Origin of the sequence: Pseudomonas sp. Seg1 (assembly GCF_018326005.1) — a bacterium.
Taxonomy (GTDB): domain Bacteria; phylum Pseudomonadota; class Gammaproteobacteria; order Pseudomonadales; family Pseudomonadaceae; genus Aquipseudomonas.
Genome location: NZ_AP021903.1, coordinates 1,049,796 through 1,074,845 on the forward strand (window position 1 = coordinate 1,049,796; position 25,050 = coordinate 1,074,845).

28 protein-coding genes are annotated in these 25,050 nt (G+C 59.8%); 17 read left to right on the plus strand and 11 right to left on the minus strand.

Annotation, left to right across the window (positions count from 1 at the left end; all coding sequences use genetic code 11):
* The first annotated feature begins 13 nt into the window (after positions 1 to 13).
* From KI231_RS04460 to tldD, 3 genes are read left to right on the plus strand one after another with little or no spacing between them, the layout of a single operon-like run.
* Positions 14 to 3,820 carry a YhdP family protein gene (locus tag KI231_RS04460; RefSeq protein WP_213027555.1) on the plus strand — a complete coding sequence of 1,269 codons (3,807 nt, stop codon included), beginning with the start codon at positions 14 to 16 and terminating at the stop codon, positions 3,818 to 3,820.
* A gap of 58 nt (positions 3,821 to 3,878) precedes the next feature.
* Positions 3,879 to 4,739: a carbon-nitrogen hydrolase family protein gene (locus KI231_RS04465; protein WP_213027556.1), complete on the plus strand. Its 861-nt coding sequence runs from the start codon at positions 3,879 to 3,881 to the stop codon at positions 4,737 to 4,739.
* Between the two features lie 3 nt (positions 4,740 to 4,742).
* Entirely contained in the window at positions 4,743 to 6,185 is a 1,443-nt protein-coding gene (gene tldD / locus KI231_RS04470; RefSeq protein WP_034154473.1) for a metalloprotease TldD, read from the plus strand.
* 51 nt (positions 6,186 to 6,236) lie between these two features.
* Here the strand turns inward: tldD and yjgA are convergent, their stop codons facing one another.
* Complete coding sequence (gene yjgA / locus KI231_RS04475; protein WP_007915377.1) at positions 6,237 to 6,761, minus strand: ribosome biogenesis factor YjgA; 525 nt, start codon at positions 6,759 to 6,761, stop codon at positions 6,237 to 6,239.
* A gap of 109 nt (positions 6,762 to 6,870) precedes the next feature.
* Here yjgA and pmbA point away from each other — a divergent pair, with 109 nt between their 5' ends.
* The 6 genes from pmbA (at position 6,871) to KI231_RS04505 (ending at position 12,238) form a co-directional block, all read left to right on the plus strand.
* Entirely contained in the window at positions 6,871 to 8,217 is a 1,347-nt protein-coding gene (gene pmbA, locus KI231_RS04480) for a metalloprotease PmbA (protein WP_103303125.1), read from the plus strand.
* A 251-nt stretch (positions 8,218 to 8,468) separates the two neighbouring features.
* Positions 8,469 to 8,876 carry a FagA protein gene (locus tag KI231_RS04485; protein ID WP_103303124.1) on the plus strand — a complete coding sequence of 136 codons (408 nt, stop codon included), beginning with the start codon at positions 8,469 to 8,471 and terminating at the stop codon, positions 8,874 to 8,876.
* Entirely contained in the window at positions 8,857 to 10,233 is a 1,377-nt protein-coding gene (locus KI231_RS04490) for a class II fumarate hydratase (RefSeq protein ID WP_213027557.1), read from the plus strand. The genes KI231_RS04485 and KI231_RS04490 overlap by 20 nt, the downstream gene beginning before the upstream one ends.
* Positions 10,234 to 10,260: 27 nt before the next feature.
* On the plus strand, positions 10,261 to 10,701 hold the full coding sequence (locus KI231_RS04495; RefSeq protein WP_007953590.1) for a DUF2753 family protein: 441 nt from the start codon (positions 10,261 to 10,263) through the stop codon (positions 10,699 to 10,701).
* Position 10,702: 1 nt separating this feature from the next.
* On the plus strand, positions 10,703 to 11,314 hold the full coding sequence (locus tag KI231_RS04500; protein ID WP_213027558.1) for a superoxide dismutase: 612 nt from the start codon (positions 10,703 to 10,705) through the stop codon (positions 11,312 to 11,314).
* Positions 11,315 to 11,344: 30 nt separating this feature from the next.
* A complete protein-coding gene (locus KI231_RS04505) occupies positions 11,345 to 12,238 on the plus strand; it encodes a ZIP family metal transporter (RefSeq protein ID WP_213027559.1) in 894 nt (297 codons plus the stop codon).
* Positions 12,239 to 12,280: 42 nt separating this feature from the next.
* Here KI231_RS04505 and KI231_RS04510 read toward each other — a convergent pair whose 3' ends face one another.
* The 10 genes from KI231_RS04510 to KI231_RS04555 form a co-directional block, all read right to left on the minus strand.
* Complete coding sequence (locus KI231_RS04510; RefSeq protein ID WP_008085079.1) at positions 12,281 to 12,556, minus strand: HPr family phosphocarrier protein; 276 nt, start codon at positions 12,554 to 12,556, stop codon at positions 12,281 to 12,283.
* Positions 12,557 to 12,571: 15 nt separating this feature from the next.
* Entirely contained in the window at positions 12,572 to 13,429 is an 858-nt protein-coding gene (rapZ, locus tag KI231_RS04515) for an RNase adapter RapZ (protein ID WP_103303120.1), read from the minus strand.
* 2 nt (positions 13,430 to 13,431) lie between these two features.
* Positions 13,432 to 13,896, minus strand: coding sequence for a PTS IIA-like nitrogen regulatory protein PtsN (gene ptsN, locus KI231_RS04520; RefSeq protein ID WP_103303119.1), 465 nt, complete (start codon positions 13,894 to 13,896; stop codon positions 13,432 to 13,434).
* 11 nt (positions 13,897 to 13,907) lie between these two features.
* The gene (gene hpf / locus KI231_RS04525) at positions 13,908 to 14,216 is read right to left on the minus strand and encodes a ribosome hibernation-promoting factor, HPF/YfiA family (RefSeq protein ID WP_008085073.1); all 309 of its coding nucleotides are present in this window, start codon (positions 14,214 to 14,216) and stop codon (positions 13,908 to 13,910) included.
* Between the two features lie 73 nt (positions 14,217 to 14,289).
* Entirely contained in the window at positions 14,290 to 15,783 is a 1,494-nt protein-coding gene (locus tag KI231_RS04530; RefSeq protein ID WP_103303118.1) for an RNA polymerase factor sigma-54, read from the minus strand.
* 186 nt (positions 15,784 to 15,969) lie between these two features.
* The gene (lptB, locus tag KI231_RS04535) at positions 15,970 to 16,695 is read right to left on the minus strand and encodes an LPS export ABC transporter ATP-binding protein (protein ID WP_007953572.1); all 726 of its coding nucleotides are present in this window, start codon (positions 16,693 to 16,695) and stop codon (positions 15,970 to 15,972) included.
* Complete coding sequence (gene lptA / locus KI231_RS04540) at positions 16,695 to 17,240, minus strand: lipopolysaccharide transport periplasmic protein LptA (protein ID WP_103303117.1); 546 nt, start codon at positions 17,238 to 17,240, stop codon at positions 16,695 to 16,697. The genes lptB and lptA overlap by 1 nt, the downstream gene beginning before the upstream one ends.
* Positions 17,227 to 17,799: an LPS export ABC transporter periplasmic protein LptC gene (gene lptC, locus KI231_RS04545; RefSeq protein ID WP_103303116.1), complete on the minus strand. Its 573-nt coding sequence runs from the start codon at positions 17,797 to 17,799 to the stop codon at positions 17,227 to 17,229. The genes lptA and lptC overlap by 14 nt, the downstream gene beginning before the upstream one ends.
* 8 nt (positions 17,800 to 17,807) lie before the next feature.
* Positions 17,808 to 18,332, minus strand: coding sequence for a KdsC family phosphatase (locus KI231_RS04550; RefSeq protein WP_042557670.1), 525 nt, complete (start codon positions 18,330 to 18,332; stop codon positions 17,808 to 17,810).
* Positions 18,333 to 19,307: a KpsF/GutQ family sugar-phosphate isomerase gene (locus KI231_RS04555; protein WP_047299779.1), complete on the minus strand. Its 975-nt coding sequence runs from the start codon at positions 19,305 to 19,307 to the stop codon at positions 18,333 to 18,335.
* 275 nt (positions 19,308 to 19,582) lie between these two features.
* On the opposite strand from KI231_RS04555, the gene KI231_RS04560 reads away from it, so the two are divergent.
* The 8 genes from KI231_RS04560 (at position 19,583) to hisG (ending at position 25,037) form a co-directional block, all read left to right on the plus strand.
* Entirely contained in the window at positions 19,583 to 20,392 is an 810-nt protein-coding gene (locus tag KI231_RS04560) for an ATP-binding cassette domain-containing protein (protein WP_103303114.1), read from the plus strand.
* Positions 20,392 to 21,189, plus strand: coding sequence for a lipid asymmetry maintenance ABC transporter permease subunit MlaE (mlaE, locus tag KI231_RS04565; RefSeq protein WP_103303113.1), 798 nt, complete (start codon positions 20,392 to 20,394; stop codon positions 21,187 to 21,189). Before KI231_RS04560 ends, mlaE begins: the two co-directional genes overlap by 1 nt.
* The gene (mlaD, locus tag KI231_RS04570) at positions 21,189 to 21,656 is read left to right on the plus strand and encodes an outer membrane lipid asymmetry maintenance protein MlaD (RefSeq protein WP_007967220.1); all 468 of its coding nucleotides are present in this window, start codon (positions 21,189 to 21,191) and stop codon (positions 21,654 to 21,656) included. Before mlaE ends, mlaD begins: the two co-directional genes overlap by 1 nt.
* 11 nt (positions 21,657 to 21,667) lie before the next feature.
* On the plus strand, positions 21,668 to 22,321 hold the full coding sequence (locus KI231_RS04575) for an MlaC/ttg2D family ABC transporter substrate-binding protein (protein WP_103303112.1): 654 nt from the start codon (positions 21,668 to 21,670) through the stop codon (positions 22,319 to 22,321).
* Positions 22,318 to 22,623, plus strand: a complete 306-nt coding sequence (locus KI231_RS04580; protein WP_103303111.1) for an STAS domain-containing protein — start codon at positions 22,318 to 22,320, stop codon at positions 22,621 to 22,623. The genes KI231_RS04575 and KI231_RS04580 overlap by 4 nt, the downstream gene beginning before the upstream one ends.
* Before the next feature lie 116 nt (positions 22,624 to 22,739).
* Positions 22,740 to 22,979, plus strand: a complete 240-nt coding sequence (locus tag KI231_RS04585; protein ID WP_007912386.1) for a BolA family protein — start codon at positions 22,740 to 22,742, stop codon at positions 22,977 to 22,979.
* 22 nt (positions 22,980 to 23,001) lie between these two features.
* Positions 23,002 to 24,267 carry a UDP-N-acetylglucosamine 1-carboxyvinyltransferase gene (gene murA / locus KI231_RS04590; protein ID WP_103303110.1) on the plus strand — a complete coding sequence of 422 codons (1,266 nt, stop codon included), beginning with the start codon at positions 23,002 to 23,004 and terminating at the stop codon, positions 24,265 to 24,267.
* Positions 24,268 to 24,401: 134 nt separating this feature from the next.
* Positions 24,402 to 25,037 carry an ATP phosphoribosyltransferase gene (hisG, locus tag KI231_RS04595; protein WP_007967226.1) on the plus strand — a complete coding sequence of 212 codons (636 nt, stop codon included), beginning with the start codon at positions 24,402 to 24,404 and terminating at the stop codon, positions 25,035 to 25,037.
* Positions 25,038 to 25,050: the final 13 nt, after the last annotated feature.

The window sequence follows — 25,050 nt, forward strand, 5'->3', positions numbered from 1 at the left end:
GGAGCCAACTGACATGGACCGTCTGACACGCATTTTGGCCGCACTCACCCGCTGGGGGCTGGGCCTGTGCGCGTTGGTTCTGGTGTTGATGGCGTTGTACGTCAGTCTGGGGCGCGAGCTGACCCCGCTGGTGGCCGAATACCGCGCCGAAATTGAAGACAAGGCCAGTGCCGCCCTCGGCATGCCGTTGGAGATCGGTGAGCTGGAAGGCAACTGGAGCGGTTTTGCACCGATCCTGCTGGCCCATGACGTCATGGTCGGTGATGGGGCCAATGCCTTGCGTCTGGATCGGGTGCGTGTCGTGCCGGATCTGTGGTCCAGCCTGTTGGCTCGTGAAGTACGCATTGCCCATCTGGAACTCAATGGCCTGAAAATCAGCCTCAAGGAAGCCGAGGATGGCAGTTGGGCGCTGGAGGGGCTGCCGGTGCAGAAGGACCAGCCGCTCGATCCGGAGCAGCTGTTCAATCGCTCGCAAATGATTCAGCAACTGTCGGTGCTCGACAGTCAGGTGACTTTGCAGCCGCTGGATCACCCGGCGATGACGCTCACTTATGTCGGCCTCAATCTGAAAACCGGTGCAAGTCGTCAACGTCTCGACGCGCGTTTGACCCTGCCCGACGGCCAACCCGTTGCGCTGAATCTGCGCACGCGAATTCGCCCCAAGCAGTGGCAGGACAGCTCAGTGGAGGGCTACGCCAGCCTGCCGCAAAGTGACTGGTCAAAGTGGCTGCCGGAACGCCTGACCCAACAATGGAATTTCTCCGAGATCAAGGCCGGCGGCGAGCTGTGGGTGAACTGGTCTGACGGTGCGCTGCAAAGCGCGGCGCTGCGCCTGAATGCACCGCAACTGACCGGCGCCTACGGCGAGCGCAAGCCGATCCAGATCAACAATCTGGCGCTCAACGCCTACTACGAGAACAGCGCCAATGGCGTGAAAGTCACCCTTGATTCGCTGGCGATGAACTTTGGCGACACCCGCTGGGAGTCGCGAGTCCAGGTGCAGCAGACCCTCGCCACCGACAAGGCCGACGAACTCTGGCATTTGCAGGCGGATCGTCTCGATCTGACGCCGATTACGCCGCTGCTCAATGCATTGGGGCCGTTGCCGCAGGGGTTTGCCACAGCGGTCGAGCGTCTGAAGGTCACTGGCGGTTTGCGCAACGTGTTGCTGGACTTCCGTCCGAGCGCCACGGATGGCAGCAAATTCGGCTTCGCGGCCAACCTCGACAATGTCGGTTTCGATGCCTACCACGGCGCCCCGGCGGCACGAAATGTCAGCGGTAGCCTGACAGGCAATCTCGACGGCGGCGAGTTACGCATGGACAGCAAGGACTTTGTCCTGCACCTCGATCCGATCTTCGCCAAGCCATGGCAGTACATTCAGGCCAACGCCCGGTTGACCTGGAAACTCGATAAAGACGGCTTCACCCTGATCGCGCCGTATCTGAAAGTGCTGGGCGAGGAGGGCAAGATTGCCGGTGACTTCCTGATCCGCCTGCATTTCGACCACAGCCAGGAAGACTACATGGACCTGCGCGTCGGCCTGGTCGATGGCGACGGACGCTACACCGCCAAGTACTTGCCCCAGGTGTTGAGCCCGGCGCTGGACGAATGGTTGCGCACCGCGATCCTTCAGGGGGCCGTGGATCAGGGCTTCTTCCAATATCAGGGTTCGCTGAGCAAAAACGCCGGGGAAGCGGATCGCAGTATCAGTCTGTTCTTCAAGGTGCATGACGCCGAACTGGCCTTCCAGCCAGGCTGGCCGCACGTGAGCAAGGTCAGCGGCGATGTGTTCATCGAGGACAGCGGCGTACGGATTCTGGCCAGCAAGGGCCAATTGCTCGATACCCAGGTCAGCGATGTTTTCGTCAACATTCCCCATGTGCCGGCCGGGCAACATACGCATATGTATCTCGACGGCGGGTTTGCCGGCGGTCTCGGTGATGGCCTGAAAATTCTTCAGGATGCACCGATCGGCACGGGCGAAACCTTTGCCGGCTGGGAAGGCGCGGGTGATCTGCAAGGCAAACTGAAACTGGACATCCCGCTGGACAAGGGCGGTGACCAGCCGAAGATCGTTGTCGACTTCAAGACCGCCAATGCGCGGCTGAAACTGGCCGAGCCGAAACTGGAATTGACCCAGCTCAAAGGTGATTTCCGCTTCGACAGTGCCAAGGGCCTGAGCGGGCAGAACATCGCTGCCCGAGCATTCGACAAACCGGTCACCGCGCAAATCTTCGCTGACGGCAGCGCTAACAAACTCAAGACCCGAGTGGCGGCATCGGGCCAGGTCGAAGTGAAGAAACTCACCGACTGGCTCGGCGTGACCCAGCCGCTGCCGGTGTCCGGGACGATTCCCTACCAGTTGCAGTTGAACCTGGACGGCGCCGACAGTCAGTTGATGGTCAGTTCCAGCATGAAAGGGGTGGCTGTCGATCTGCCGGCGCCGTTCGGCATGGCGGCGGATGTCGGGCGCGACACGATATTTCGCATGACCCTGCAGGGACAGGAGCGGCGTTACTGGGTCAATTACGATCAACTGGCAAATTTCACCTTCGCGGCGCCGCCAAGCAATTTCGCCGACGGTCGTGGTGAGTTGTTCCTCGGTGCCGGTGAAGCCGTGTTGCCTGGCAACAAAGGCTTGCGCATTCGTGGTGTGTTGTCGGAACTGGACGTCGCGCCGTGGCAGGCTCTGGTCAACAAATATGCCGGACAGGACCCGGGCGGCAGTGCCAAGCAACTGTTGAGCAGTGCCGACTTCAAGGTCGGCAAGCTCACCGCATTCGGCACCACGCTGGATCAGGCTTCGGTCCAGTTGAATCGCAAACCGGGGGCGTGGAATCTGGCGCTCGATAGCCAGCAGGCCAAAGGTACGGCCAGCCTGCCGGACGCGAAGAACGCGCCGATTGTGGTGAATCTGCAATCCGTGCGACTGCCGGCGCCGGATCCGACGGTGCAGGCCGACGAGAATTCGCCTGACCCGTTGGTGTCGGTCGATCCGACAAAAATCCCGGCGCTGGATATCACCATCAACCAGTTGTTCCTGGGGCAGGATCTGGTCGGTGGCTGGTCACTCAAGGTCCGGCCGACCGCCAAAGGCATTGCCCTGAACAACCTCGATATGGGCCTCAAAGGCATCCTGTTGCAGGGCAACGGCGGCTGGGAAGGCGCGCCGGGTGCGACCAATAGCTGGTTCAAAGGGCGGATTGGCGGCAAGAACCTCGCCGATGTGCTCAAGGGTTGGGGCTTTGCGCCGAGCGTGACCAGCGAAGAATTCCATATGGACGTCGATGGCCGCTGGCCGGGCTCGCCGGCATGGCTGGCGACCAAGCGCTTCTCCGGGACCCTCGATGCCTCGCTGAGCAAAGGCCAGTTTGTTGAGGTGGAAGGTGGAGCGCAGGCGTTGCGGGTGTTTGGTCTGCTCAACTTCAACTCCATCGGCCGCCGGTTGCGCCTGGACTTCTCCGATCTGTTTGGCAAAGGCTTGAGCTACGACCGGGTCAAAGGTTTGCTGGTGGCCAACAACGGCGTTTACGTCACGCGCGAACCAATCCGCCTGACCGGGCCGTCGAGCAATCTGGAGCTGGACGGCACACTGGACCTGGTCGGCGATCAGGTCGACGCCAAATTGCTGGTGACATTGCCGGTGACCAACAACCTGCCGATTGCTGCGCTGATTGTTGGCGCTCCGGCGGTAGGCGGCGCGTTGTTCCTGATCGACAAGCTGATCGGTGACCGTGTGGCGCGCTTCGCCAGTGTGAAATACACCGTCAAAGGCCCATGGAAAGAGCCGAAAATCACCTTCGACAAGCCTTTTTGAACAGCCAGCCCCTGAACCGATGGAGTAGCATGGCCGCATATCTCTTGCGGAGTTCGCTATGTCTTTAGCGGTGATTCAAATGGTCAGCCAGAGCGATGTGCTGGCCAATCTGGCTCAGGCCCGGCGCCTGCTTGAACAAGCGGCAGCGAGCGGCGCGAAGCTGGCCGTGTTGCCGGAAAACTTCGCCGCCATGGGTCGTCGCGACATCGCCGCCATCGGCCGTGCCGAGGCCCTTGGCGAAGGCCCGATCCTGCCATGGTTGAAACAGACCGCCCGCGACCTCAGGATATGGATAGTCGCCGGCACATTGCCGTTGCCGCCGGTCGATCAACCCGACGCCAAGTCGCACGCCTGTTCGCTGCTGGTCAACGATCAGGGCGAAACCGTTGCGCGATATGACAAGTTGCACTTGTTCGATGTCGATGTAGCGGACAATCGCGGCCGTTACCGCGAATCCGATGACTATGCTTATGGCAGTGGTGTGGTCGTGGCGGACACCCCGGTGGGCAAAGTCGGTCTGACCGTGTGTTATGACCTGCGCTTTCCGGAGCTGTATAGCGAATTGCGCGCTGCCGGTGCCGAGTTGATTACCGCTCCGTCGGCGTTTACCGCGGTAACGGGCGCGGCGCATTGGGACGTACTGATCCGCGCGCGGGCCATCGAGACTCAGTGTTATGTGTTGGCGGCAGCACAGGGCGGCACCCATCCGGGACCGCGAGAAACCTTCGGGCATGCGGCGATCGTCGACCCGTGGGGGCGCGTGCTGGCGCATCAGGATCAAGGCGAAGCGGTGTTGTTGGCCGAACGCGATAGCGATGAACAAGCGTCCATCAGGGCGCGGATGCCGGTGACGAGTCATCGGCGGTTTTTCTCGCAGGGCGCACAGCGACCTGCCTCAGAACATGAATTTAAGGCCTAAACCATGAGCGAGTTGTTGTCCTCAGTCAGTGATCACCTTTTGGCGCCCGGCGGCGTGACGATCGAGAGCCTGCAAGGCGTGCTCGGCGATCTGGCGGGCCCGGGCATCGATGCCGCCGACTTGTATTTCCAGGGCCAGATCTCCGAGTCCTGGGCGTTGGAAGACGGCATCGTCAAGGAAGGCAGCTTCAACCTCGACCAGGGTGTCGGTGTGCGTGCTCAGTCCGGTGAAAAAACCGGTTTTGCCTACAGTAATGCGATCACCCTCGAAGCCTTGGGCGCCGCGGCGCGTGCGGCGCGCTCGATCTCCCGTGCCGGGCAGAACGGCACCGTGCAGGCGTTCACCACTCAGGACGTCGCGCAGTTGTACGCGCCGGACAACCCGCTGGAAGTGCTGAGCCGTGCCGAGAAAGTCGAACTGCTCAAGCGCATCGACGTCGCCACTCGCGCACTTGATCCGCGTATTCAGCAGGTTAGCGTGAGCATGGCCGGCGTCTGGGAGCGAATTCTGGTGGCGTCCACCGACGGCGGCCTGGCGGCGGACGTGCGACCGCTGGTGCGCTTCAATGTCAGCGTCATCGTTGAACAGAATGGCCGTCGCGAGCGCGGCGGGCATGGCGGCGGCGGGCGTACCGATTACCGTTATTTCCTCGCCGAAGACCGTGCCATGGGCTACGCCCGTGAAGCGTTGCGTCAGGCGCTGGTGAACCTCGAAGCGATTCCGGCGCCGGCCGGTACCTTGCCGGTGGTGTTGGGTTCAGGCTGGTCGGGCGTGCTGCTGCACGAAGCGGTCGGTCATGGTCTGGAAGGCGACTTCAACCGCAAGGGCAGTTCGGCCTACAGCGGGCGCATGGGCGAAATGGTTGCCTCGAAGCTTTGCACCATCGTCGATGACGGCACCCTTAGTGGTCGTCGCGGCTCGCTGAGTGTCGACGACGAAGGCACGCCGACCGAGTGCACCACGCTGATTGAAAACGGCGTCCTCAAGGGTTACATGCAGGACAAGCTCAACGCGCGCCTGATGGGCGTGGCCCGTACCGGTAACGGTCGCCGTGAATCCTACGCGCATCTGCCGATGCCGCGCATGACCAACACTTACATGCTCGGTGGCGAAAGCGATCCGGCGGAAATCATCGCTTCGGTGAAGAAGGGCATCTACTGCGCCAACCTCGGCGGCGGTCAGGTCGACATCACCAGCGGCAAGTTCGTGTTCTCCACCAGCGAGGCGTACCTGATCGAAGACGGCAAGATCACTGCGCCGGTCAAAGGCGCGACGTTGATCGGCAATGGGCCCGAGGCGATGAGCCGGGTGTCGATGGTTGGTAACGATCTGGCACTGGACAGCGGCGTGGGCACGTGTGGCAAGGATGGGCAGTCGGTACCGGTGGGTGTTGGCCAGCCGACGCTGAAAATCGATGCGATCACCGTGGGTGGCACGGGCGCATAAGGAAAGGTGAAACTGCGGGTGGCGCACAGGGCGACCACCCGGTGACGAATATCAACGCAGTCCGCGTTGAGTCTCGTCCAGTTCACGGATGTACTTGAAGATCTTGCGGCTGGAAGCAGGAGGTTTGTTTTGCGCAACCTCATGCTGAGCCTGACGGATCAGGGAACGCAGTTGCTGGCGATCGGCGTCCGGGTACTCGACGACGAATTTTTCCAGCACGGCATCGTCGCCTGCGATCAGGCGATCACGCCAGCGTTCGAGATTGTGGAAACGCTCGTTGTACTGACGAGTCGAGGCATCGAGTTGATCGAGCAGCGTGAGAATCGCGTCAGTGTCCTGATCGCGCATCAGTTTGCCGATGAACTGCAAGTGCCGTTTACGCGCAATGTTCGCGGTGTGCTTGGGCGCATCGGCCAAGGCCCGGCGCATGGCGTCGGTCAACGGCAGTTTTGCGATCAAGTCGGGCTTGAGTGTGGTCAGGCGCTCGCCGAGGTCAACCAGAGCATGCAGCTCGCGTTTGACCTGAGATTTGCTTTTTTCTCCCGTATCGAGGGAGTCGTCGTAAGAATCAACCATGGGTGGCAGTCCGCAAAGAAACGCCGCCATGATAACCAGTCGGGGGCCGCTTGTCCGGCCCGGTCGCTCGATGACCCCAGCCGAAAGCAGAATTTGAGTGGAGATGAGCATGAGTGCAGTTGAAAGCGTCGGCCCGCAGGCATTGCCGGCACTGCAGGAACAGGTCGAGCAGATCATCGCCGAAGCCAAGCGTCAGGGCGCCAGTGCCTGCGAAGTCGCGGTGTCGCTAGAGCAGGGCCTGTCGACTTCGGTGCGCCAGCGCGAAGTCGAAACGGTCGAATTCAACCGTGATCAGGGTTTTGGCATCACGCTGTATGTCGGTCAGCGAAAGGGTTCTGCGAGCACCTCGGCTACTGGCCCGGATGCCATTCGCGAAACAGTCGCCGCCGCACTGGCGATCGCCAAACACACGTCTGAAGACGAAGCCTCAGGCCTGGCCGATGCAGCGCTAATGGCCAGGGACCTGCAGGATTTCGATCTATTCCACGAATGGGACATCACCCCGGAGCAAGCCATCGAGAAGGCATTGCTCTGTGAAGCGGCGGCATTCGACGCCGATGCGCGGATCAAGAACGCCGATGGCACTACCCTCAGCACCCATCAGGGTTGCCGCGTGTATGGCAACAGCCACGGTTTCATTGGTGGGTATGCGTCGACCCGGCACAGCCTGAGCTGCGTGATGATCGCCGAGGCCGATGGCCAGATGCAGCGTGATTACTGGTATGACGTGAGTCGTCAGGGCACATTGCTCGCCGATCCGGTAAGCATTGGCCAGAAGGCCGCGCAACGAGCGGCGAGCCGCTTGGGCGCGCGCCCGGTGCCGACATGCGAGGTGCCGGTGCTGTTTTCCGCTGAGCTGGCGGGCGGATTGTTTGGCAGTTTCCTTTCGGCAGTTTCCGGAGGCAGTCTGTATCGCAAATCGTCGTTCCTGGAAGGCACGCTGGGGCAGAAGCTGTTCCCGGAATGGCTGACCATCGACGAGCGCCCACACTTGATGCGTGCAATGGGCAGCGCTTCGTATGACGGTGACGGCTTGGCGACTTATGCCAAACCGTTCGTCGAAAAGGGCGAGTTGGTTTCATACATTCTCGGCACTTACTCCGGCCGTAAGCTCGGTATGCCGAGCACTGCCAACGCCGGTGGCGTGCACAACCTGTTCGTCACCCATGGCGACGAAGATCAGACTGCACTGTTGAAGCGTATGGGCCGTGGCTTGTTGGTCACCGAATTGATGGGCCATGGCTTGAACATGGTTACCGGCGATTATTCGCGCGGGGCGGCGGGGTTCTGGGTCGAGAACGGTGAAATCCAGTTCGCGGTGCAGGAAGTGACCATCGCCGGCAACATGCGCGACATGTTCAAACAGATCGTCGCCGTGGGTAACGATCTTGAGCTGCGCAGCAACATTCGCACCGGTTCGGTGTTGATCGAGCGGATGACCGTCGCGGGCAGCTAAGCTTCGGATTTCGTTCAGCAAAAAGGCGCGCCATCTCATCGGATGGCGCGCCTTTTTCGTTGGTGTCACACAAAACCCTGTGGGAGCGAGCCTGCTCGCGAAGGCGATTTAACTGCCAATCTCCATGGTGACTGACACGACGCCTTCGCGAGCAGGCTCGCTCCCACAATGAAATCTGCATGGCTCGGCACTCTTGTTTTGGTTCTCATTATCATCTAATAATAAATCTCATTACCGAATGAGTCCGGATCATGAGTTCTGCCTTGCACGAGCAGCCGTACCTCGAAAACTGGCGCTGGATGAGTCGCCAGATCCGTTGCGCGATGGATCCTGACGAGCCGCGCCTGATCGAGCATTACCTCGCCGAAGGGCGGTATCTGGCCTGCTGTACGGCAACTTCCCCGTGGACCATCGCTGAAACCTCTTTCCGTCTGCTGCTCGACACCGCCACCGACATCGCCTTGCCGTGGCACTGGCGCAGCTTCTGTCTCGACCAAGCCTGGCGCCCATTGCGTGAAATGGAGCGTCTGTCCCTGTGCAAGTGCCGGCTCAAGCGCTGGCAGCGCTACACCTGGCAACTGGCGACCTGCGAGTTGCTTCCCTCGATTCCTCTTATTGAACTGGTGCAAGGATTTTCAGATGACCAAGACACGTATTGAGCGCGACAGCATGGGCGAACTGCAGGTGCCGGTGGACGCTCTCTACGGCGCGCAAACCCAGCGCGCAGTGTATAACTTCCCGATCAGCGGCAAGCCGATGCCGACCCAGTTCATTCGTGCGCTGATTCTTGCTAAAGCGGCCGCCGCCCGGGCCAACGTCGAACTCAACCAGATCAGCGCCGCCCAGGGCAAAGCCATCAGCGACGCCGCCCAGGGCCTGCTCGAAGGCGACTTCATGCAGCATTTCCCGGTGGATATCTTCCAGACCGGTTCCGGCACCAGCTCCAACATGAACGCCAACGAAGTGATCGCCACCCTGGCCAGTCGCCTGCTCGACGAGCCAGTCAACGCCAACGATCACGTCAACTGCGGCCAAAGCAGCAACGACATCATCCCGACCACCATTCACGTCAGCGCGGCATTGGCCCTGCACGAGCAATTGCTGCCAGCGCTGCTGCACCTGGTGCAAGTCATCGAGCACAAAGCCGAGCAGGTGCATCATCACGTCAAAACCGGTCGCACTCACTTGATGGACGCGATGCCGGTGCGCATGAGTCAGGTGCTCAACGGCTGGGCGCAGCAACTCAAGGCCAACATCGGCCACTTGCAGGACCTGCTGCCAAGTCTGCAATCCCTGGCGCAGGGCGGCACGGCCGTCGGCACCGGGATCAATGCGCATCCTGAGTTCGCCGCACGTTTCAGCCGTCAACTCAGCCAATTGACCCACGTGCAATTCACTCAAGGCAAGGATCTGTTCGCCCTGATCGGCTCACAAGACACTGCCGTCGCCGTCTCTGGCCAGCTCAAGGCCATAGCCGTTTCGTTGATGAAAATCGCCAACGACCTGCGTTGGATGAACTCCGGCCCGCTCGCCGGTCTCGGTGAAATCGAATTGGAAGGCCTGCAACCGGGCTCGTCGATCATGCCGGGCAAGGTCAACCCGGTGATCCCGGAAGCCACTGCCATGGTTGCTGCGCAAGTGATCGGCAACGACTCGGTGATCACCATTGCCGGTCAGTCGGGCAATTTCGAGTTGAACGTAATGCTGCCGATCATCGCCCAGAACCTGTTGAGCAGCATCGAACTGCTGGCCAATTCCAGCCGTCTGCTCGGTGACAAGGCCATCGCCACATTCAAGGTCAACGAGTCGCGGCTCAAGGAAGCGCTGTCGCGCAACCCGATTCTGGTCACCGCGCTCAACCCGATCATCGGTTACCAGAAAGCCGCGGAAATCGCCAAGCAGGCCTACAAGCAGGGCCGCCCGGTAATTGATGTCGCCCTGGAACACACCGACCTGTCGCGCAGCCAACTGGAAGAGCTACTCAATCCCGAGAAGCTCACCGCCGGCGGCGTGTAAACCCCGCAACCGCTTTGGAGGCTCACCATGGAGCACTGGAAACGCACGATCGAACGGGCCAATCGCTGCTTCATGCTGGGCGAATTGATCGACGCCCGCGAGGCTTACCTGCAAGCCCTGGCCCTGGCGCAAGTGTTGTTCGAGCGCTGGGCGGATGCCGACGAAGCGGTGGCGGCCTGCGTCATCTCCCATCACAACCTGGCGGATCTGCACCTGCGCCTGAATCAGCCCGAGGAGAGCGCCGAGTATCTCTGCGCGATTCACCAACGGCTGTTGCAGACCATGCAGGACGAGCGCCTACGCCCGGCCCTGCGTGAGGCGGCGCTGCGCCAGAGCAGCAAGACCTACGTTGAATTACTGAACTTCATCAGCGAACACGGCGAATACCCGCGCACTCAGCGCCTGCTGCATCCGGATACCGGCAATGCGCGTCGCGCGCCTGCCCCACATCACCATGGAGTCCATTGAAATGGCTTTTACTTTGCCTGCCTTGCCTTACGCCTACGACGCCCTCGAACCGCATATCGATGCGCAGACCATGGAGATCCACTACACCAAGCATCACCAGACTTACATCAACAACCTCAACGCCGCCGTAGAAGGCACTGAATACGCCGAGTGGCCGGTGGAAAAACTGGTCGCCAGCGTGCAGCAGTTGCCGGAAAAACTCCGTGCGGCGGTGATCAATCAGGGCGGCGGTCATGCCAATCATTCGCTGTTCTGGGAAGTCATGGTGCCAAGCGGTGGCGGCAACCCCGATGGCGCGCTGGCCAAGGCCATTGATGAACAACTGGGTGGTCTGGACAGTTTCAAAGAGGTCTTCACCAAAGCCGCGCTGACCCGTTTCGGCAGCGGTTGGGCCTGGCTCAGCGTGACCCCGCAGAAGAGACTGATCGTGGAAAGCAGCGGCAACCAGGACAGTCCACTGATGAACGGCAACACGCCAATTCTCGGTCTCGATGTCTGGGAGCACGCCTACTACCTGCGTTACCAGAACCGTCGTCCGGAATACATCAACGCCTTTTACAACGTGATCAATTGGCCTGAAGTGGCTGCGCGCTACAAAGCCGCACTGGTTTAAGTCTTCTATAAAAACAATCCAAGGCTGACTATGGGCACTGAAACACTGGCGATCGGAAGTGGGCGTATGTTTCGTTACGCGGTGGGCTCGCTCTTGCTGTTGGCGGGCATGACCTTGCTGGTCGCTCACGGGCTGGAATGGCTGGATCTGGAACCGAGGCTGTCGCGCGCGTTGCAAGGCGGGGCGATCTGCGCGCTCGGCACGGCGCTCGGCGCGGTTCCGGTACTGGTGATTCGGCGCATGCCCCAGGCGCTCAGCGATACATTGCTGGGTTTTGGCGCTGGCGTGATGTTGGCAGCGACGGCGTTTTCGTTGATCGTGCCGGGCATTGCCGCCGCTGAAAGCCTCGGCCTGACAGCGTGGGCCGCCAGCGGCTTGATCTGCTTCGGCATCATGCTCGGTGCGTTCGGGCTGTTTCTGGTCGACCGGCAATTGGCTGGTGCGTCTCCGGAGATGCTCGTGGGCACGGTCGAACGGCCGGTGATTCCGCCGCGGATCTGGCTGTTCGTGTTCGCCATCATTGCTCATAACATTCCGGAGGGCATGGCGGTCGGTGTCTCCGCTGGCGGCGGCATGCCGGATGCCGATAGTCTGGCCATGGGGATTGCCTTGCAGGATGTGCCGGAAGGTCTGGTGATTGCGCTGGTACTGGCCGGGGCGGGGATGTCGCGGGTCAAGGCGTTCTTGATCGGCGCGGCGTCGGGTCTGGTTGAGCCGGTTTTTGCCCTGCTGTGTGCGTGGCTGGTGAGCCTGGCGCAGGTGCTGTTGCCGTTAGGTCTGGCGCTGGCGGCCGGTGCAATGTTGCTGGTGGTGACCCACGAAGTGATCCCCGAGTCGCGACGCAATGGTCACGACAAACTGGCCAGTCTTGGCCTGTTGATCGGGTTTTGTCTGATGATGGTGATGGATACAGCGCTGGGTTGAGTTGAATTGTGGCGAGGGAGCAAGCTCCCTCGCCACAGGCGATCAGCCACCTTCGTCGAAGTAGTTGTTGATCAACGCCACCAGCGCATCCAGCGCTTCCTGTTCCTGATGCCCTTCGGTACTCAAATAGATTTTGGTGCCTTTGCCAGCCGCCAACATCATCATCGCCATGATGCTTTTGCCATCAACCGTAGTCTCCGGCGTGCGGCCTACTCGGATCGTGCAATCGGGATACTGGCCGGCAACCCCGACAAACTTCGCCGACGCTCGGGCATGCAAACCCAGTTTATTGATGATTTCGATTTCCAGAGCAGGCATCGCGGTGTGAATCCTTTAAGTGAGGTCGCGGTGGCGAACCTGGACATTCTTCAGGGTTTTCTGCAGGGCCTGACCCAAGCGTTCGGTCAGGTAGACGGAGCGGTGATGCCCGCCGGTACAGCCAATGGCAATGGTGACGTAGGCGCGGTTACTCGCGGCGAAGCGTGGCAACCATTTGTGCAGATAAGTGAAGATGTCCTGGAACATTTCCTCCACCTCGGGCTGTGCTGCCAGATACTCGGCCACCGGCGCATCGAGACCCGATTGTGCACGCAACTCAGGTTTCCAGTAAGGATTGGGCAGGCAGCGCACATCGAACACCAGGTCCGCATCCACCGGCATGCCGCGCTTGAAGCCGAATGACTCGACCAGGAACGCGGTGCCCGGCTCCGGCTGATTCAGCAAACGCAGCTTGATGGTGTCGCGCAACTGGTACAGGTTCAGATGGGTGGTGTTGATTTTCAGGTCAGCGAGGTCGGCGATAGGGCCGAGCAGGGCGGTTTCATCCTGAATCGCCTCGGCCAGCGAGCGGTTGGCGTTGCTCAGTGGATGGCGACGGCGGGTTTCGGAAAAACGCTTGAGCAGGGTCTCCTCGTCGGCATCCAGATACAAGACATCGCACTGGATGTGTTTGCTGCGGACATCTTCCAGCAGTTCCGGAAAACGGGTCAGATGGCTCGGCAGGTTACGCGCATCGATAGACACGGCCACCAGCGGCTGCGCCAGTTCGGTGTGAATCAGCGCCCGTTCGGCCAGTTCTGGCAGCAGGCCAGCCGGCAGATTGTCGATGCAGTAGTAACCGTTGTCCTCAAGGACATCCAGGGCGGTACTTTTACCCGAGCCGGAACGGCCACTGACGATGATCAAGCGCATGATTACTGCCCGTTTTGCTCGTCCAGTACGACCTGGTACAAGGCTTCGTTGCTCGGAGCGCTGCGCAGCTTATCGCGCACGTCCTTTCGATCGAGCATGCTGGCGATCTGGCGCAGCAACTCCAGATGGGCATCGGTAGCCGCTTCCGGGACCAGCAGAACGAACAGCAGGTCAACCGGGGCGCCGTCGATGGCATCGAAATCGATAGGGGCTTCAAGGTGCATCAAGGCGCTGATTGGCGACTGGCAACCCTTGAGGCGGCAGTGAGGAATGGCGATGCCGTTGCCGAAACCGGTAGAGCCGAGTTTCTCACGGGCGATCAGGGCCTCGAAGACATCTTGCATCTCCAGATCCGGCACTTCGCGGGCGATCAGGTTGGCAATTTGTTCGAGGGCTTTCTTTTTACTGCCGCCCGGCACGTTCACCAGGGAACGGCCGGGGGTCAGGATACTTTCAAGTCGGATCATGGAATGGGGGGTTATCGACCGGTGGCGCCCTGTAGCAGGCTCTGGGTCTTTTCCTTATGCTTTTTGAGTTGTTTATCCAGCTTGTCGGTCAAGGCGTCGATCGCCGCGTACATATCGGTATGTTCCGCATTGGCGACCACTTCGCTGCCGGGTATATGCAAGGTGGCTTCGATTTTCTGCTTCAGCTTTTCGACGCACATCGTGACTTGCACGTTGGTGATCTTGTCGAAATGTCGTTCCAGTCGTTGGAGTTTTTCCTCGATGTAGGAACGCAGAGGTTGGGTCACTTCCAGTTGGTGTCCACTGATGTTGACTTGCATACAGCTTCTCCTTCGTTGCCAGTGCATAAAGCGGCAGGCTGGATAGCCTGCCACTGGAACGCTGTAACGTGGCTTACATCAACCGCTTGCGTTCGCTCGAAGGCGCGATCCCTAAGGACTCGCGGTACTTGGCGACGGTGCGGCGAGCCACCTGAATGCCTTGTGCCTCCAGTAAACCAGCGATCTTGCTGTCACTCAACGGCTTTTTCTGATTTTCCGCCGCAACCAGTTTTTTGATGATCGCGCGGATCGCCGTGGACGAGCATTCACCGCCTTCGGAGGTGCTGACGTGGCTGGAGAAAAAGTATTTCAGTTCATAAATACCACGCGGGGTATGCATGAATTTCTGTGTGGTCACCCGGGAAATCGTCGATTCATGCATGCCGACCGCTTCAGCGATGTCATGCAGGACCAGCGGCTTCATGGCTTCGTCGCCGTATTCCAGGAAGCCGCGCTGATGCTCGACGATCTGGGTGGCCACTTTCATCAGGGTTTCGTTGCGGCTTTGCAGGCTTTTGATGAACCAGCGAGCTTCCTGCAACTGATTGCGCATGAAAGTGTTGTCGGCACTGGTATCGGCGCGACGCACGAAACCGGCGTACTGGGCGTTTACCCGCAGGCGTGGCACTGACTCCTGATTCAGCTCGACCAGCCAGCGCTCGTTGTCCTTGCGCACGATGACGTCCGGGACGACATACTCGGCTTCAGTGGATTCGATCTGCGAGCCTGGACGCGGGTTGAGGCTCTGCACCAGTTCGATGACCTGACGCAGCTCGTCTTCCTTGAGCTTCATGCGGCGCATCAATTGGCTGTAATCACGGCTGCCGAGCAAGTCGATGTAGTCGGTGACCAGGCGCTTCGCTTCGGCCAGCCAAGGGGTCTTGGCCGAGAGCTGACGCAGTTGCAGCAGCAGGCATTCACTGAGGTTGCGGGCGCCAATGCCTGCCGGTTCGAATTGCTGGATGCGGTGCAGGACGGCTTCGATCTCGTCCAGTTCGATGTCCAGTTCCGGATCGAACGCTTCAAGAATCTCCTCGAGGGTTTCGTCCAGGTAGCCCTGATTGTTGATGCAATCGATCAGGGTCACGGCGATCAGTCGATCGGTGTCGGACATCGGTGCGAGGTTCAATTGCCACAGCAGGTGACTTTGCAGACTTTCGCCAGCGGAGGTGCGGGTGGTGAAATCCCACTCGTCGTCATCGCTGGTTGGCAGGCTGCTGGCACTGGTCTGGTAAACGTCCTCCCAGGCCGTATCGACCGGAAGCTCGTTGGGGATACGCTCGCTCCAGTCGCCGTCCTCAAGGTTATCCACCGTTGGGGCGGTTTCCTGATAGGAGGGTTCCTGGATCTCGGTGTTGGGCTTCTGTTCGGCGTTGTCGGCCAGGGGATCGGAGTTGTCGAAGTCGTCGCCTTCTTCCTGGCGTTCGAGCATCGGATTGGATTCCAGGGCCTCCTGGATTTCCTGTTGCAGATCCAGGGTCGACAATTGGAGCAGGCGGATGGCCTGTTGCAGCTGCGGTGTCATCGTCAGCTGCTGGCCCATTCTCAAGACTAGCGATGGTTTCATGGCAGGGGCTTAACACCTTATTCGCCGGCGCTATGCGCCATCCACTACAGGGCGCCGGAGCGCCAAACTTAAGCAAATTATATGCCTGAAACTGAAGTGTTTGCCTAGAGCGCTGTAACAATTAAAGCGTATTAAATCCTGCTTGAATCGATACAGCACCCGGGCGGCTCACCGGGCACTTTGCGCTTACAGGCGGAATTCGTGGCCCAGATACACTTCCTTGACCAGATCGTTGGCCAGGATGGTCGCGGAGTCACCCTCGGCGATCAGTTGACCGTCGTTGACGATGTAGGCGGTTTCGCAGATGTCCAGCGTCTCACGCACGTTGTGGTCGGTGATCAGTACACCGATGCCCTTGGCCTTGAGATGGTGGATGATCTGCTTGATGTCGCCGACCGAAATCGGGTCGACACCGGCGAACGGTTCGTCGAGCAGGATGAATTTTGGCGCAGTCGCCAGAGCGCGGGCGATTTCCACCCGGCGGCGTTCACCACCCGACAGGCTCATGCCGAGGTTGTCGCGGATGTGGCTGATGTGGAATTCCTGCAGCAGGCTTTCCAGCTCTTTGCGACGGCCGGCCTTGTCGAGCTCCTGACGGGTCTCGAGGATGGCCATGATGTTGTCGGCCACCGACAGTTTGCGGAAGATCGATGCTTCTTGCGGCAGATAGCCGATACCGGCCTTGGCGCGGCCATGCATTGGCTGGTGGCTGACGTCCAGATCGTCGATCAGCACACGACCCTGATCGGCCTGTACCAGGCCGACTATCATATAGAAGCAGGTGGTCTTGCCGGCGCCGTTCGGGCCGAGCAGGCCGACGATCTGGCCGCTGTCGATCGACAGGCTGACGTCACGCACGACCTGGCGGCTTTTATAGGCCTTGGCCAGGTGCTGAGCTTTCAGAGTTGCCATTACTGGGTTTTCTCGTCGGTTTTCTTCTTCGGCTGGATCACCATGTCGATGCGCGGACGCGACTCGGTGACCTTGCTGCCGGTAGCGCGACCGGCGCTGGCGAGTTTCTTCACGGTGTCATAGACGATTTTCTCGCCTTGAGTCGTGTTGTTGTCCTTGTCGACAACCTTGGCCTTGTCGATCAGCACAACGCGGTTTTGCGCGGCGTGGTACTGAATCGTCACGCCCCAGCCCTGAACAGGCTTGGTGTCGCCAGCGGTCTGCAGTTGTTCGAAGTAGGCGAGGTTGCCCACCGAGGTCACCACGTCGATGTCACCGGTCGGCGTGCGAGTGATGGTCACGGTGTTGCCGGTAACCTTCATCGAGCCCTGAGTGATGATGACGTCGCCTTTATAAGTGGCAATGCCATTCTTGTCGTCCAGTTGGGCGTCGTCGGCCTGGATGCGGATCGGCTGTTGCTGATCGTTCGGCAGAGCCCAGGCGCTCACGCTTCCCAGTGCTGCGCCCAGACTGAGCAAAATAGGGAGGGTTTTAACGAGCCTCATACTGTCCTCTTACGTTCGATAGCAGGTGTATCCTGCTTTCCTTCAGATACGCTTTCATTCCCACGCCAGTCGATACACCGCCAGCGCCGTCGATTCTAACGGGTTGCTCGGTCTGCGCATATTGTTCCTGCGGGAACACGGTCATGCGCGTGGAGGTAACCAGCAAATCGCGGTTTTGCTCATCGGTGCGCTTGATGCGTACCGAATCGATCAATTCGACCTGGGTGCCGCCCGAATTCACTTCGCCGCGCTCACTGGTCACATGCCACGGAAATTCCGTCCCGCGGTACATGTTCAGGTCAGGCTTGGTGACCAGCGTGATGTCGGTCGCCTTGACGTGCTCGGCCTTGTCGGAGGTCATTTCATATTGCACTTTGCCGTCCGGCAGGTATTGCAGGGTATGCGTATTGGTTGCATACCAGTCGATAGGGGTTTCGACGGACGTGACCGGAGGCTTGTCGAGGAAGCGTTCCGGGCTGATGTTCCAGTAGCCTACCGCAGCGAATATCGCCGCGATGCAGCCGAACAGCAGGAAGTTGCGAAATTTTTTGCTAAACATGGTTTGGCTCACAGGTACGCGGCGTTGGCCGCATCAAGGCGGCCCTGGGCGCGCAGGATCAATTCGCAGAATTCGCGGGCGGCACCTTCGCCGCCACGGGCCCGAGTCACGCCGTGAGCGTGTTCGCGGACGAAATCGGCAGCGTTGGCAACGGCCATGCCCAGTCCCACGCGGCGAATCACCGGCAGGTCGGGCAGATCGTCACCGAGGTAGGCGACCTGTTCATAGCTTAGGCCCAGTTGTTCAAGTAGACCGTCCAGAACCACCAATTTGTCTTCGCGCCCCTGAAACAGGTGCGGGATGCCCAGGTTTTTCGCCCGGCGCTCGACCACGGGGGTTTTGCGTCCGCTGATGATGGCGGTCTGTACGCCGGCGTTCATCAGCATTTTGATGCCTTGGCCGTCGAGCGTATTGAATGTCTTGAATTCACTGCCGTCTTCAAGGAAATACAGACGTCCGTCAGTGAGGACGCCGTCGACATCGAAAACTGCCAGTTTGATGGCTTTGCCGCGTTGCAGCAGATCGGTGCTCATTTACATCACTCCTGCGCGCAGCAGATCGGAGAGGTTGAACGCGCCGACCGGGCGATCTTCCTCATCGACAACGACCAGTGCGTTGATTCGGTGGTCTTCCATGATTTTCAGGGCTTCGGCGGCGAGCATCTCCGGCCGGGCGGTCTTGCCGTGGGCGGTCATGACCTGGTCGATGGTGGCGCTGCGAATGTCGATGCTGCGATCCAGGGTGCGGCGCAAATCGCCGTCGGTGAAGATCCCGGCCAGTTTGCCGTCGGCTTCAAGGATTACGGTCATGCCCAGACCCTTGCGGGTCATTTCCATCAGCGCGTCCTTGAGCAGCGTGCCGCGCTGCACTTGCGGCAATTCCTGCCCGGCGTGCATGACGTTTTCCACCTTCAGCAGCAGACGACGGCCGAGGGCGCCACCCGGGTGGGAGAAGGCGAAGTCTTCGGCGGTGAAACCGCGCGCTTCCAGCAATGCCACAGCCAGGGCATCGCCCATGACCAGTGCGGCAGTGGTGGAGGAGGTCGGGGCCAGGTTCAGCGGGCAGGCTTCATGCTCGACGTGTACGTTGAGGTTGACTTCGGCGGCCTTGGCCAGCGGCGAGGCCGGGTTGCCGGTCACGCTGATCAACTGGATGCCCAGTCGCTTGATCAGCGGCAGCAGGGTGACGATTTCGTTGGTCGAGCCGGAATTCGACAGCGCGAGGATCACGTCATCGCGAGTGATCATGCCCATGTCGCCATGACTGGCTTCGGCCGGGTGTACGAAAAATGCCGGGGTGCCGGTGCTGGCCAGCGTCGCGGCAATCTTGTTACCGACGTGCCCGGATTTGCCCATGCCGACCACCACAACACGGCCCTTGCTGGCCAGAATCATCTCGCAAGCGCGTACGAAATCGGCGTCGATATGGGGCAACAAGCCTTGTACGGCTTCCACTTCGAGGCGGATGGTGCGTTGTGCCGATTGGATCAGGTCGCTGGATTGGCTCATGTCAGAAATCGTATAGCCCGATGAAAAGGCGGCGATTATAGCGGTTATGTTGGAAAGCCTCACGCAAGTTCGTCGTGCTTTGTCATTACTCGTTACCAAAACCCGGGGAAACAGCCGCCAGACCTGTCATATCGCCGAACACGGGCCGGTACAAGCCTTGGGCGCTTGGCCTTTGCAGTGATATAGTTCGCCGCCAGTTCGGCCTGCCCGGGATGTACGTGCTTTTTAAGTAAAGCCAGGCGTCCGAGTGAGAGGTTGCATCGCAAGGAGTTTAGATGAGTGCCGATAACGCCTACGCGGTCGAGCTGAAGGGAGTCTCCTTCAAGCGCGGTGCGCGCAGCATTTTCAATAACGTCGATATTCGCATCCCGCGCGGCAAGGTCACCGGCATCATGGGGCCTTCCGGGTGTGGCAAGACCACGCTGTTACGGTTGATGGGCGCACAGTTGCGTCCGTCCAGTGGCGAAGTCTGGGTCAACGGTCAGAATCTGCCTGCGCTGTCGCGCAGCGATCTGTTCGATGCGCGCAAGCACATGGGTGTGCTGTTTCAGAGCGGCGCACTGTTCACCGATCTCGATGTGTTCGAGAACGTCGCTTTTCCCCTGCGCGTTCATACCCAATTGCCCGAAGAAATGATCCGCGACATCGTTCTGCTGAAATTGCAGGCGGTCGGTCTGCGCGGCGCTATCGAGCTGATGCCCGATGAACTGTCCGGCGGCATGAAACGCCGCGTGGCGCTGGCACGGGCGATTGCGCTCGATCCGCAGATTCTCATGTACGACGAACCGTTCGTCGGTCAGGATCCGATTGCCATGGGCGTGCTGGTGCGACTGATCCGTCTGCTTAACGATGCGTTGGGGATCACCAGCATCGTGGTGTCCCACGATCTGGCCGAAACCGCGAGCATCGCCGACTACATCTATGTAGTGGGTGATGGTCAGGTGCTGGGGCAGGGCACGCCGGATGAATTGATGAACTCGGATGAACCGCGTATTCGTCAGTTCATGACCGGCAATCCCGATGGCCCGGTGCCGTACCATTTTCCAGCGACGGATTACCGCGCAGATCTTCTGGGGAAGCGCTGATGCGCAGAATTTCATTAATAGAACGCGTGCGCCGTTTCGGCGAAGCGGCGATCGACGCCATTGCGGTGTTCGGTCGAGCAACGCTATTCCTGTTTCACGCCTTGTTGGGGCGTGGCGGGATCAGCGGCGGTTTCGGTTTGCTGGTCAAACAACTGCATTCGGTCGGCGTGATGTCGCTGGTGATCATCGTGGTCTCCGGTATTTTCATCGGCATGGTGCTGGCGCTGCAGGGCTTCAGCATTCTGTCGAGCTATGGTTCGGAGCAGGCAGTGGGGCAGATGGTTGCACTGACGCTGTTGCGTGAACTCGGCCCGGTGGTGACCGCACTGCTGTTCGCCGGGCGCGCCGGATCGGCACTGACCGCAGAAATCGGCAACATGAAGTCCACCGAACAGCTTTCCAGCCTGGAAATGATCGGTGTCGACCCGCTCAAATACATTATTGCCCCGCGTCTGTGGGCCGGTTTCATTTCCCTGCCGGTGCTGGCGATGATTTTCAGCGTGGTGGGTATCTGGGGCGGCTCGTGGGTGGCTGTCGACTGGCTGGGCGTGTATGAAGGCTCGTACTGGGCGAACATGCAAAACAGCGTGAACTTCACCAGTGACGTGCTCAACGGCGTCATCAAAAGTATCGTGTTTGCCTTCGTAGTGACCTGGATCGCCGTATTTCAAGGCTATGACTGTGAGCCCACTTCCGAGGGCATCAGTCGCGCCACCACCAAGACCGTAGTGTTTGCCTCGCTGGCAGTGCTGGGCCTGGACTTTATTCTGACCGCTTTGATGTTTGGAGATTTCTGATGCAAAACCGCACCCTGGAAATCGGTGTCGGCCTGTTCCTGCTGGCAGGGATCCTGGCTTTGTTGCTGCTTGCTTTGCGGGTCAGTGGCCTGTCTCCGACTTCGACCACCGACACCTATAAACTTTATGCCTACTTCGACAATATCGCCGGTTTGACGGTCAGAGCCAAAGTGACCATGGCCGGTGTGACCATCGGCAAGGTCACCGCAATCGATCTGGATCGCGACAGCTTCACCGGTCGGGTGACCTTGCAAGTGGACAAGAAGGTCGACAATCTGCCGACCGACTCCACAGCATCTATCCTGACTGCGGGTCTGCTGGGCGAGAAATACATCGGTATCAGCGTGGGAGGGGAGGACACCCGTCTGAAGGATGGTGGAACCATCCACGACACGCAGTCGTCTCTGGTACTGGAAGACCTGATCGGTAAATTCCTGCTCAATACCGTTAGCAAAGACGCCAAATGAGGAGCTTTTGAATGATCTCTACCTTGCGACGTGGCCTGTTGGTGTTACTCGCGACACTGCCACTGATGGGTACCGCTGTGGCGGCACAGTCGGCGCACGATCTGGTTCAGGACACCACGAACCGGATGCTTTCCGATCTGCAGGCCAATAAAGAGAAGTACAAGCAGGATCCGCAGGATTTCTATACGGCGTTGAACACCATCGTCGGCCCGGTGGTGGATGCCGAAGGTATTTCCAAAAGCATCATGACGGTCAAGTATTCGCGCAAGGCTACGCCGGCGCAGATGCGGACCTTCGAGGAAAACTTCAAGAAAGGCCTGTTTCAGTTCTACGGCAACGCCTTGCTCGAATACAACAACCAGGGCATTACCGTCGATCCTGCCAAGGATGAGTCGGGTGACCGCACCAGCGTTGGCATGACCGTCAAGGGCAGCAACGGCGCGATCTATCCTGTGCAATACACGCTGGAGAAGATCAACGGCGAGTGGAAACTGCGCAACGTGATCATCAACGGCATCAACATCGGCAAGCTGTTCCGTGATCAGTTCGCCGACGCGATGCAGCGCAACGGCAATGATCTGGACAAGACCATCAACAACTGGGCAGGTGAAGTGGCCAAGGCCAAGCAAACCACCGAGCAAGCTGCCGAGAAGCCAGCGCAATGAATGAGGCGGCAGTTCGTATGAGTGATGTCGACGAGCTATTGCTCAGCGGAGTGCTGGACTACCGCACCGGCCCTGACCTGCGCAAGGAAGGTCAGGCGCTGATCAAGTCGAGCAAGGCTGCTTCGCTGGTCATTGATTGCTCGGCAGTGAAGAAGTCCAGCAGCGTCGGTTTGTCGTTGCTGCTGTGCTTCATCCGTGATGCACAAGCCGCCGGCAAAGCGGTCAGCATCCGGGCGATGCCCGAAGACATGCGCGAAATCGCTCAGGTCAGCGAACTGACCGAGCTGTTGGCGCAACCCTGAACCCGCATCGATAAAGAAGCCCCCCGTCAGAGTCCTGCCAATGCGGGGTTCGCAGGCGCGGGGCTTTTTTGTATGATGTCCGACCCGTGCGCACAGGGCGCCGATTGAGGTTGAGCATGCAGGCCGTAGAAGTGAAGAGCTTCCTTGAAGGAAAGCTGCCCGGAACGTTGGTAGAAGTTGAGGGCGAAGGCTGCAATTTCCAGCTGAACGTGATTAGCGATGAACTGGCGGCGTTGAGCCCGGTGAAGCGTCAGCAGCAGATCTATGCCCATTTGAACCCATGGATCACCGATGGCAGCATCCATGCGGTCACTATGAAATTTTTCAGCAGCGCGGCCTGGGCCGAGCGCACCTGAGCCTAAGGGCGTCGAGATTCTTATGGATAAATTGATTATTACTGGTGGCGCTCGTCTTGATGGCGAGATCCGCATTTCCGGGGCAAAGAACTCTGCCCTGCCGATCCTGGCCGCCACCCTGCTGTGCGATGGCCCGGTGACGGTCGGCAACCTGCCGCACCTGCACGACATCACCACCATGATCGAGCTGTTCGGGCGCATGGGCATTGAGCCGGTGATTGACGAGAAGCTCAGCGTCGAAATCGACCCACGCACCATCAAGACCCTGATCGCGCCGTACGAACTGGTGAAAACCATGCGTGCCTCGATTCTGGTACTGGGCCCGATGGTTGCCCGTTTCGGTGAAGCCGAAGTCGCGCTGCCTGGCGGTTGCGCCATCGGTTCGCGTCCGGTCGACCTGCACATTCGCGGTCTCGAAGCCATGGGCGCAGTGATCGACGTCGAAGGCGGCTACATCAAGGCCAAGGCGCCTGAAGGCGGCCTGCGCGGTGCACAATTCTTCTTCGATACCGTCAGCGTGACCGGTACCGAAAACATCATGATGGCCGCTGCTCTGGCCAAGGGCCGCAGCGTGCTGCAGAACGCCGCGCGCGAGCCTGAAGTGGTTGACCTGGCGAACTTCCTCAACGCCATGGGCGCCAAGGTTTCCGGCGCTGGCACCGACACCATCACCATTGATGGCGTCGAGCGTCTGGGTTCGTGCTTCTACAAAGTCATGCCTGACCGTATCGAAACCGGCACCTACCTGGTGGCTGCTGCGGTCACCGGTGGTCGCGTCAAGGTCAAGGACACCGATCCGACCATCCTTGAAGCGGTTCTGGAAAAGCTTCGTGAGTCCGGCGCAGAAATCACCTGCGGTGAAGACTGGATCGAGCTGAACATGCACGGCAAGCGCCCGAAAGCGGTCAACGTGCGCACCGCGCCGTACCCGGCGTTCCCGACCGACATGCAGGCGCAGTTCATCTCGCTCAACGCCATTGCCGAAGGCACTGGTGCCGTGATCGAGACGATCTTCGAAAACCGTTTCATGCACGTTTATGAACTGCACCGCATGGGCGCCAAGATCCAGGTCGAAGGCAACACCGCCATCGTTACCGGTACTGAAGTGCTGAAGGGCGCGCCTGTGATGGCGACCGACCTGCGGGCGTCGGCCAGCCTGGTGATCTCGGCACTGGTTGCCGAAGGCGATACCCTGATCGACCGCATCTACCACATCGACCGTGGTTACGAGTGCATCGAAGAAAAACTGCAGATGCTGGGCGCCAAGATCCGTCGCGTTCCGGGCTGATCGCTGCATCGGGACACAGGGACGTGTCCACTGAATTCGTTTCGAATCGAGGTTTTCATCCGTGAAAACCTCGATGTGTGTCCGGCGCCGATTGCGACCGGACATGAGTACCTTGATAAGGACTGACGTTTCCCATGTTGACCATCGCACTGTCCAAGGGCCGTATCCTTGACGACACGCTGCCGCTTCTCGCTGAAGCGGGCATCGTGCCGACCGAGAATCCGGACAAGAGCCGCAAGCTGATCATCCCCACGACGCAGGACGACGTACGCCTGCTGATCGTGCGCGCCACCGACGTGCCGACCTATGTCGAGCATGGCGCGGCCGACCTCGGCGTTGCCGGTAAAGATGTGCTGATGGAATACACCGGCCAGGGCCTGTACGAGCCACTGGATCTGCAGATCGCTCAGTGCAAACTGATGACCGCCGGCAAGATCGGCGCCGCCGAGCCCAAGGGCCGTCTGCGCGTGGCGACCAAGTTCGTCAACGTTGCCAAGCGTTACTACGCCGAACAGGGCCGTCAGGTCGACATCATCAAGCTCTATGGCTCGATGGAGCTGGCGCCGCTGATCGGTCTGGCGGACAAGATCATCGACGTGGTCGACACCGGCAACACCCTGCGCGCCAACGGCCTGGAACCTCAGGAACTGATCGCTACGATCAGCTCGCGCCTGGTGGTCAACAAGGCTTCGATGAAAATGCAACACGCCCGAATCCAGGCGTTGATCGATACCCTGCGCAACGCAGTGGAATCGCGACACCGCGGCTGATCTACCTGCGCGA

Bases quoted from the DNA above. Each gene is read 5' to 3' on its own strand.
- ptsN (WP_103303119.1), bottom strand. From the start codon at position 13,896: ATGATCCGACTTGAAAGTATCCTGACCCCCGGCCGTTCCCTGGTGAAC.
- KI231_RS04575 (WP_103303112.1), top strand. From the start codon at position 21,668: ATGATCTCTACCTTGCGACGTGGCCTGTTGGTGTTACTCGCGACACTG.
- KI231_RS04550 (WP_042557670.1), bottom strand. From the start codon at position 18,332: ATGAGCACCGATCTGCTGCAACGCGGCAAAGCCATCAAACTGGCAGTT.
- KI231_RS04580 (WP_103303111.1), top strand. From the start codon at position 22,318: ATGAATGAGGCGGCAGTTCGTATGAGTGATGTCGACGAGCTATTGCTC.
- KI231_RS04585 (WP_007912386.1), top strand. From the start codon at position 22,740: ATGCAGGCCGTAGAAGTGAAGAGCTTCCTTGAAGGAAAGCTGCCCGGA.
- KI231_RS04465 (WP_213027556.1), top strand. From the start codon at position 3,879: ATGTCTTTAGCGGTGATTCAAATGGTCAGCCAGAGCGATGTGCTGGCC.
- KI231_RS04460 (WP_213027555.1), top strand. From the start codon at position 14: ATGGACCGTCTGACACGCATTTTGGCCGCACTCACCCGCTGGGGGCTG.
- lptA (WP_103303117.1), bottom strand. From the start codon at position 17,240: ATGAGGCTCGTTAAAACCCTCCCTATTTTGCTCAGTCTGGGCGCAGCA.
- KI231_RS04485 (WP_103303124.1), top strand. From the start codon at position 8,469: ATGAGTTCTGCCTTGCACGAGCAGCCGTACCTCGAAAACTGGCGCTGG.
- KI231_RS04505 (WP_213027559.1), top strand. From the start codon at position 11,345: ATGGGCACTGAAACACTGGCGATCGGAAGTGGGCGTATGTTTCGTTAC.
- KI231_RS04500 (WP_213027558.1), top strand. From the start codon at position 10,703: ATGGCTTTTACTTTGCCTGCCTTGCCTTACGCCTACGACGCCCTCGAA.
- KI231_RS04530 (WP_103303118.1), bottom strand. From the start codon at position 15,783: ATGAAACCATCGCTAGTCTTGAGAATGGGCCAGCAGCTGACGATGACA.
- mlaD (WP_007967220.1), top strand. From the start codon at position 21,189: ATGCAAAACCGCACCCTGGAAATCGGTGTCGGCCTGTTCCTGCTGGCA.
- KI231_RS04560 (WP_103303114.1), top strand. From the start codon at position 19,583: ATGAGTGCCGATAACGCCTACGCGGTCGAGCTGAAGGGAGTCTCCTTC.
- KI231_RS04495 (WP_007953590.1), top strand. From the start codon at position 10,261: ATGGAGCACTGGAAACGCACGATCGAACGGGCCAATCGCTGCTTCATG.
- KI231_RS04490 (WP_213027557.1), top strand. From the start codon at position 8,857: ATGACCAAGACACGTATTGAGCGCGACAGCATGGGCGAACTGCAGGTG.
- lptC (WP_103303116.1), bottom strand. From the start codon at position 17,799: ATGTTTAGCAAAAAATTTCGCAACTTCCTGCTGTTCGGCTGCATCGCG.
- murA (WP_103303110.1), top strand. From the start codon at position 23,002: ATGGATAAATTGATTATTACTGGTGGCGCTCGTCTTGATGGCGAGATC.
- pmbA (WP_103303125.1), top strand. From the start codon at position 6,871: ATGAGTGCAGTTGAAAGCGTCGGCCCGCAGGCATTGCCGGCACTGCAG.
- KI231_RS04510 (WP_008085079.1), bottom strand. From the start codon at position 12,556: ATGCCTGCTCTGGAAATCGAAATCATCAATAAACTGGGTTTGCATGCC.
- lptB (WP_007953572.1), bottom strand. From the start codon at position 16,695: ATGGCAACTCTGAAAGCTCAGCACCTGGCCAAGGCCTATAAAAGCCGC.
- rapZ (WP_103303120.1), bottom strand. From the start codon at position 13,429: ATGCGCTTGATCATCGTCAGTGGCCGTTCCGGCTCGGGTAAAAGTACC.
- yjgA (WP_007915377.1), bottom strand. From the start codon at position 6,761: ATGGTTGATTCTTACGACGACTCCCTCGATACGGGAGAAAAAAGCAAA.
- tldD (WP_034154473.1), top strand. From the start codon at position 4,743: ATGAGCGAGTTGTTGTCCTCAGTCAGTGATCACCTTTTGGCGCCCGGC.
- mlaE (WP_103303113.1), top strand. From the start codon at position 20,392: ATGCGCAGAATTTCATTAATAGAACGCGTGCGCCGTTTCGGCGAAGCG.
- KI231_RS04555 (WP_047299779.1), bottom strand. From the start codon at position 19,307: ATGAGCCAATCCAGCGACCTGATCCAATCGGCACAACGCACCATCCGC.
- hpf (WP_008085073.1), bottom strand. From the start codon at position 14,216: ATGCAAGTCAACATCAGTGGACACCAACTGGAAGTGACCCAACCTCTG.
- hisG (WP_007967226.1), top strand. From the start codon at position 24,402: ATGTTGACCATCGCACTGTCCAAGGGCCGTATCCTTGACGACACGCTG.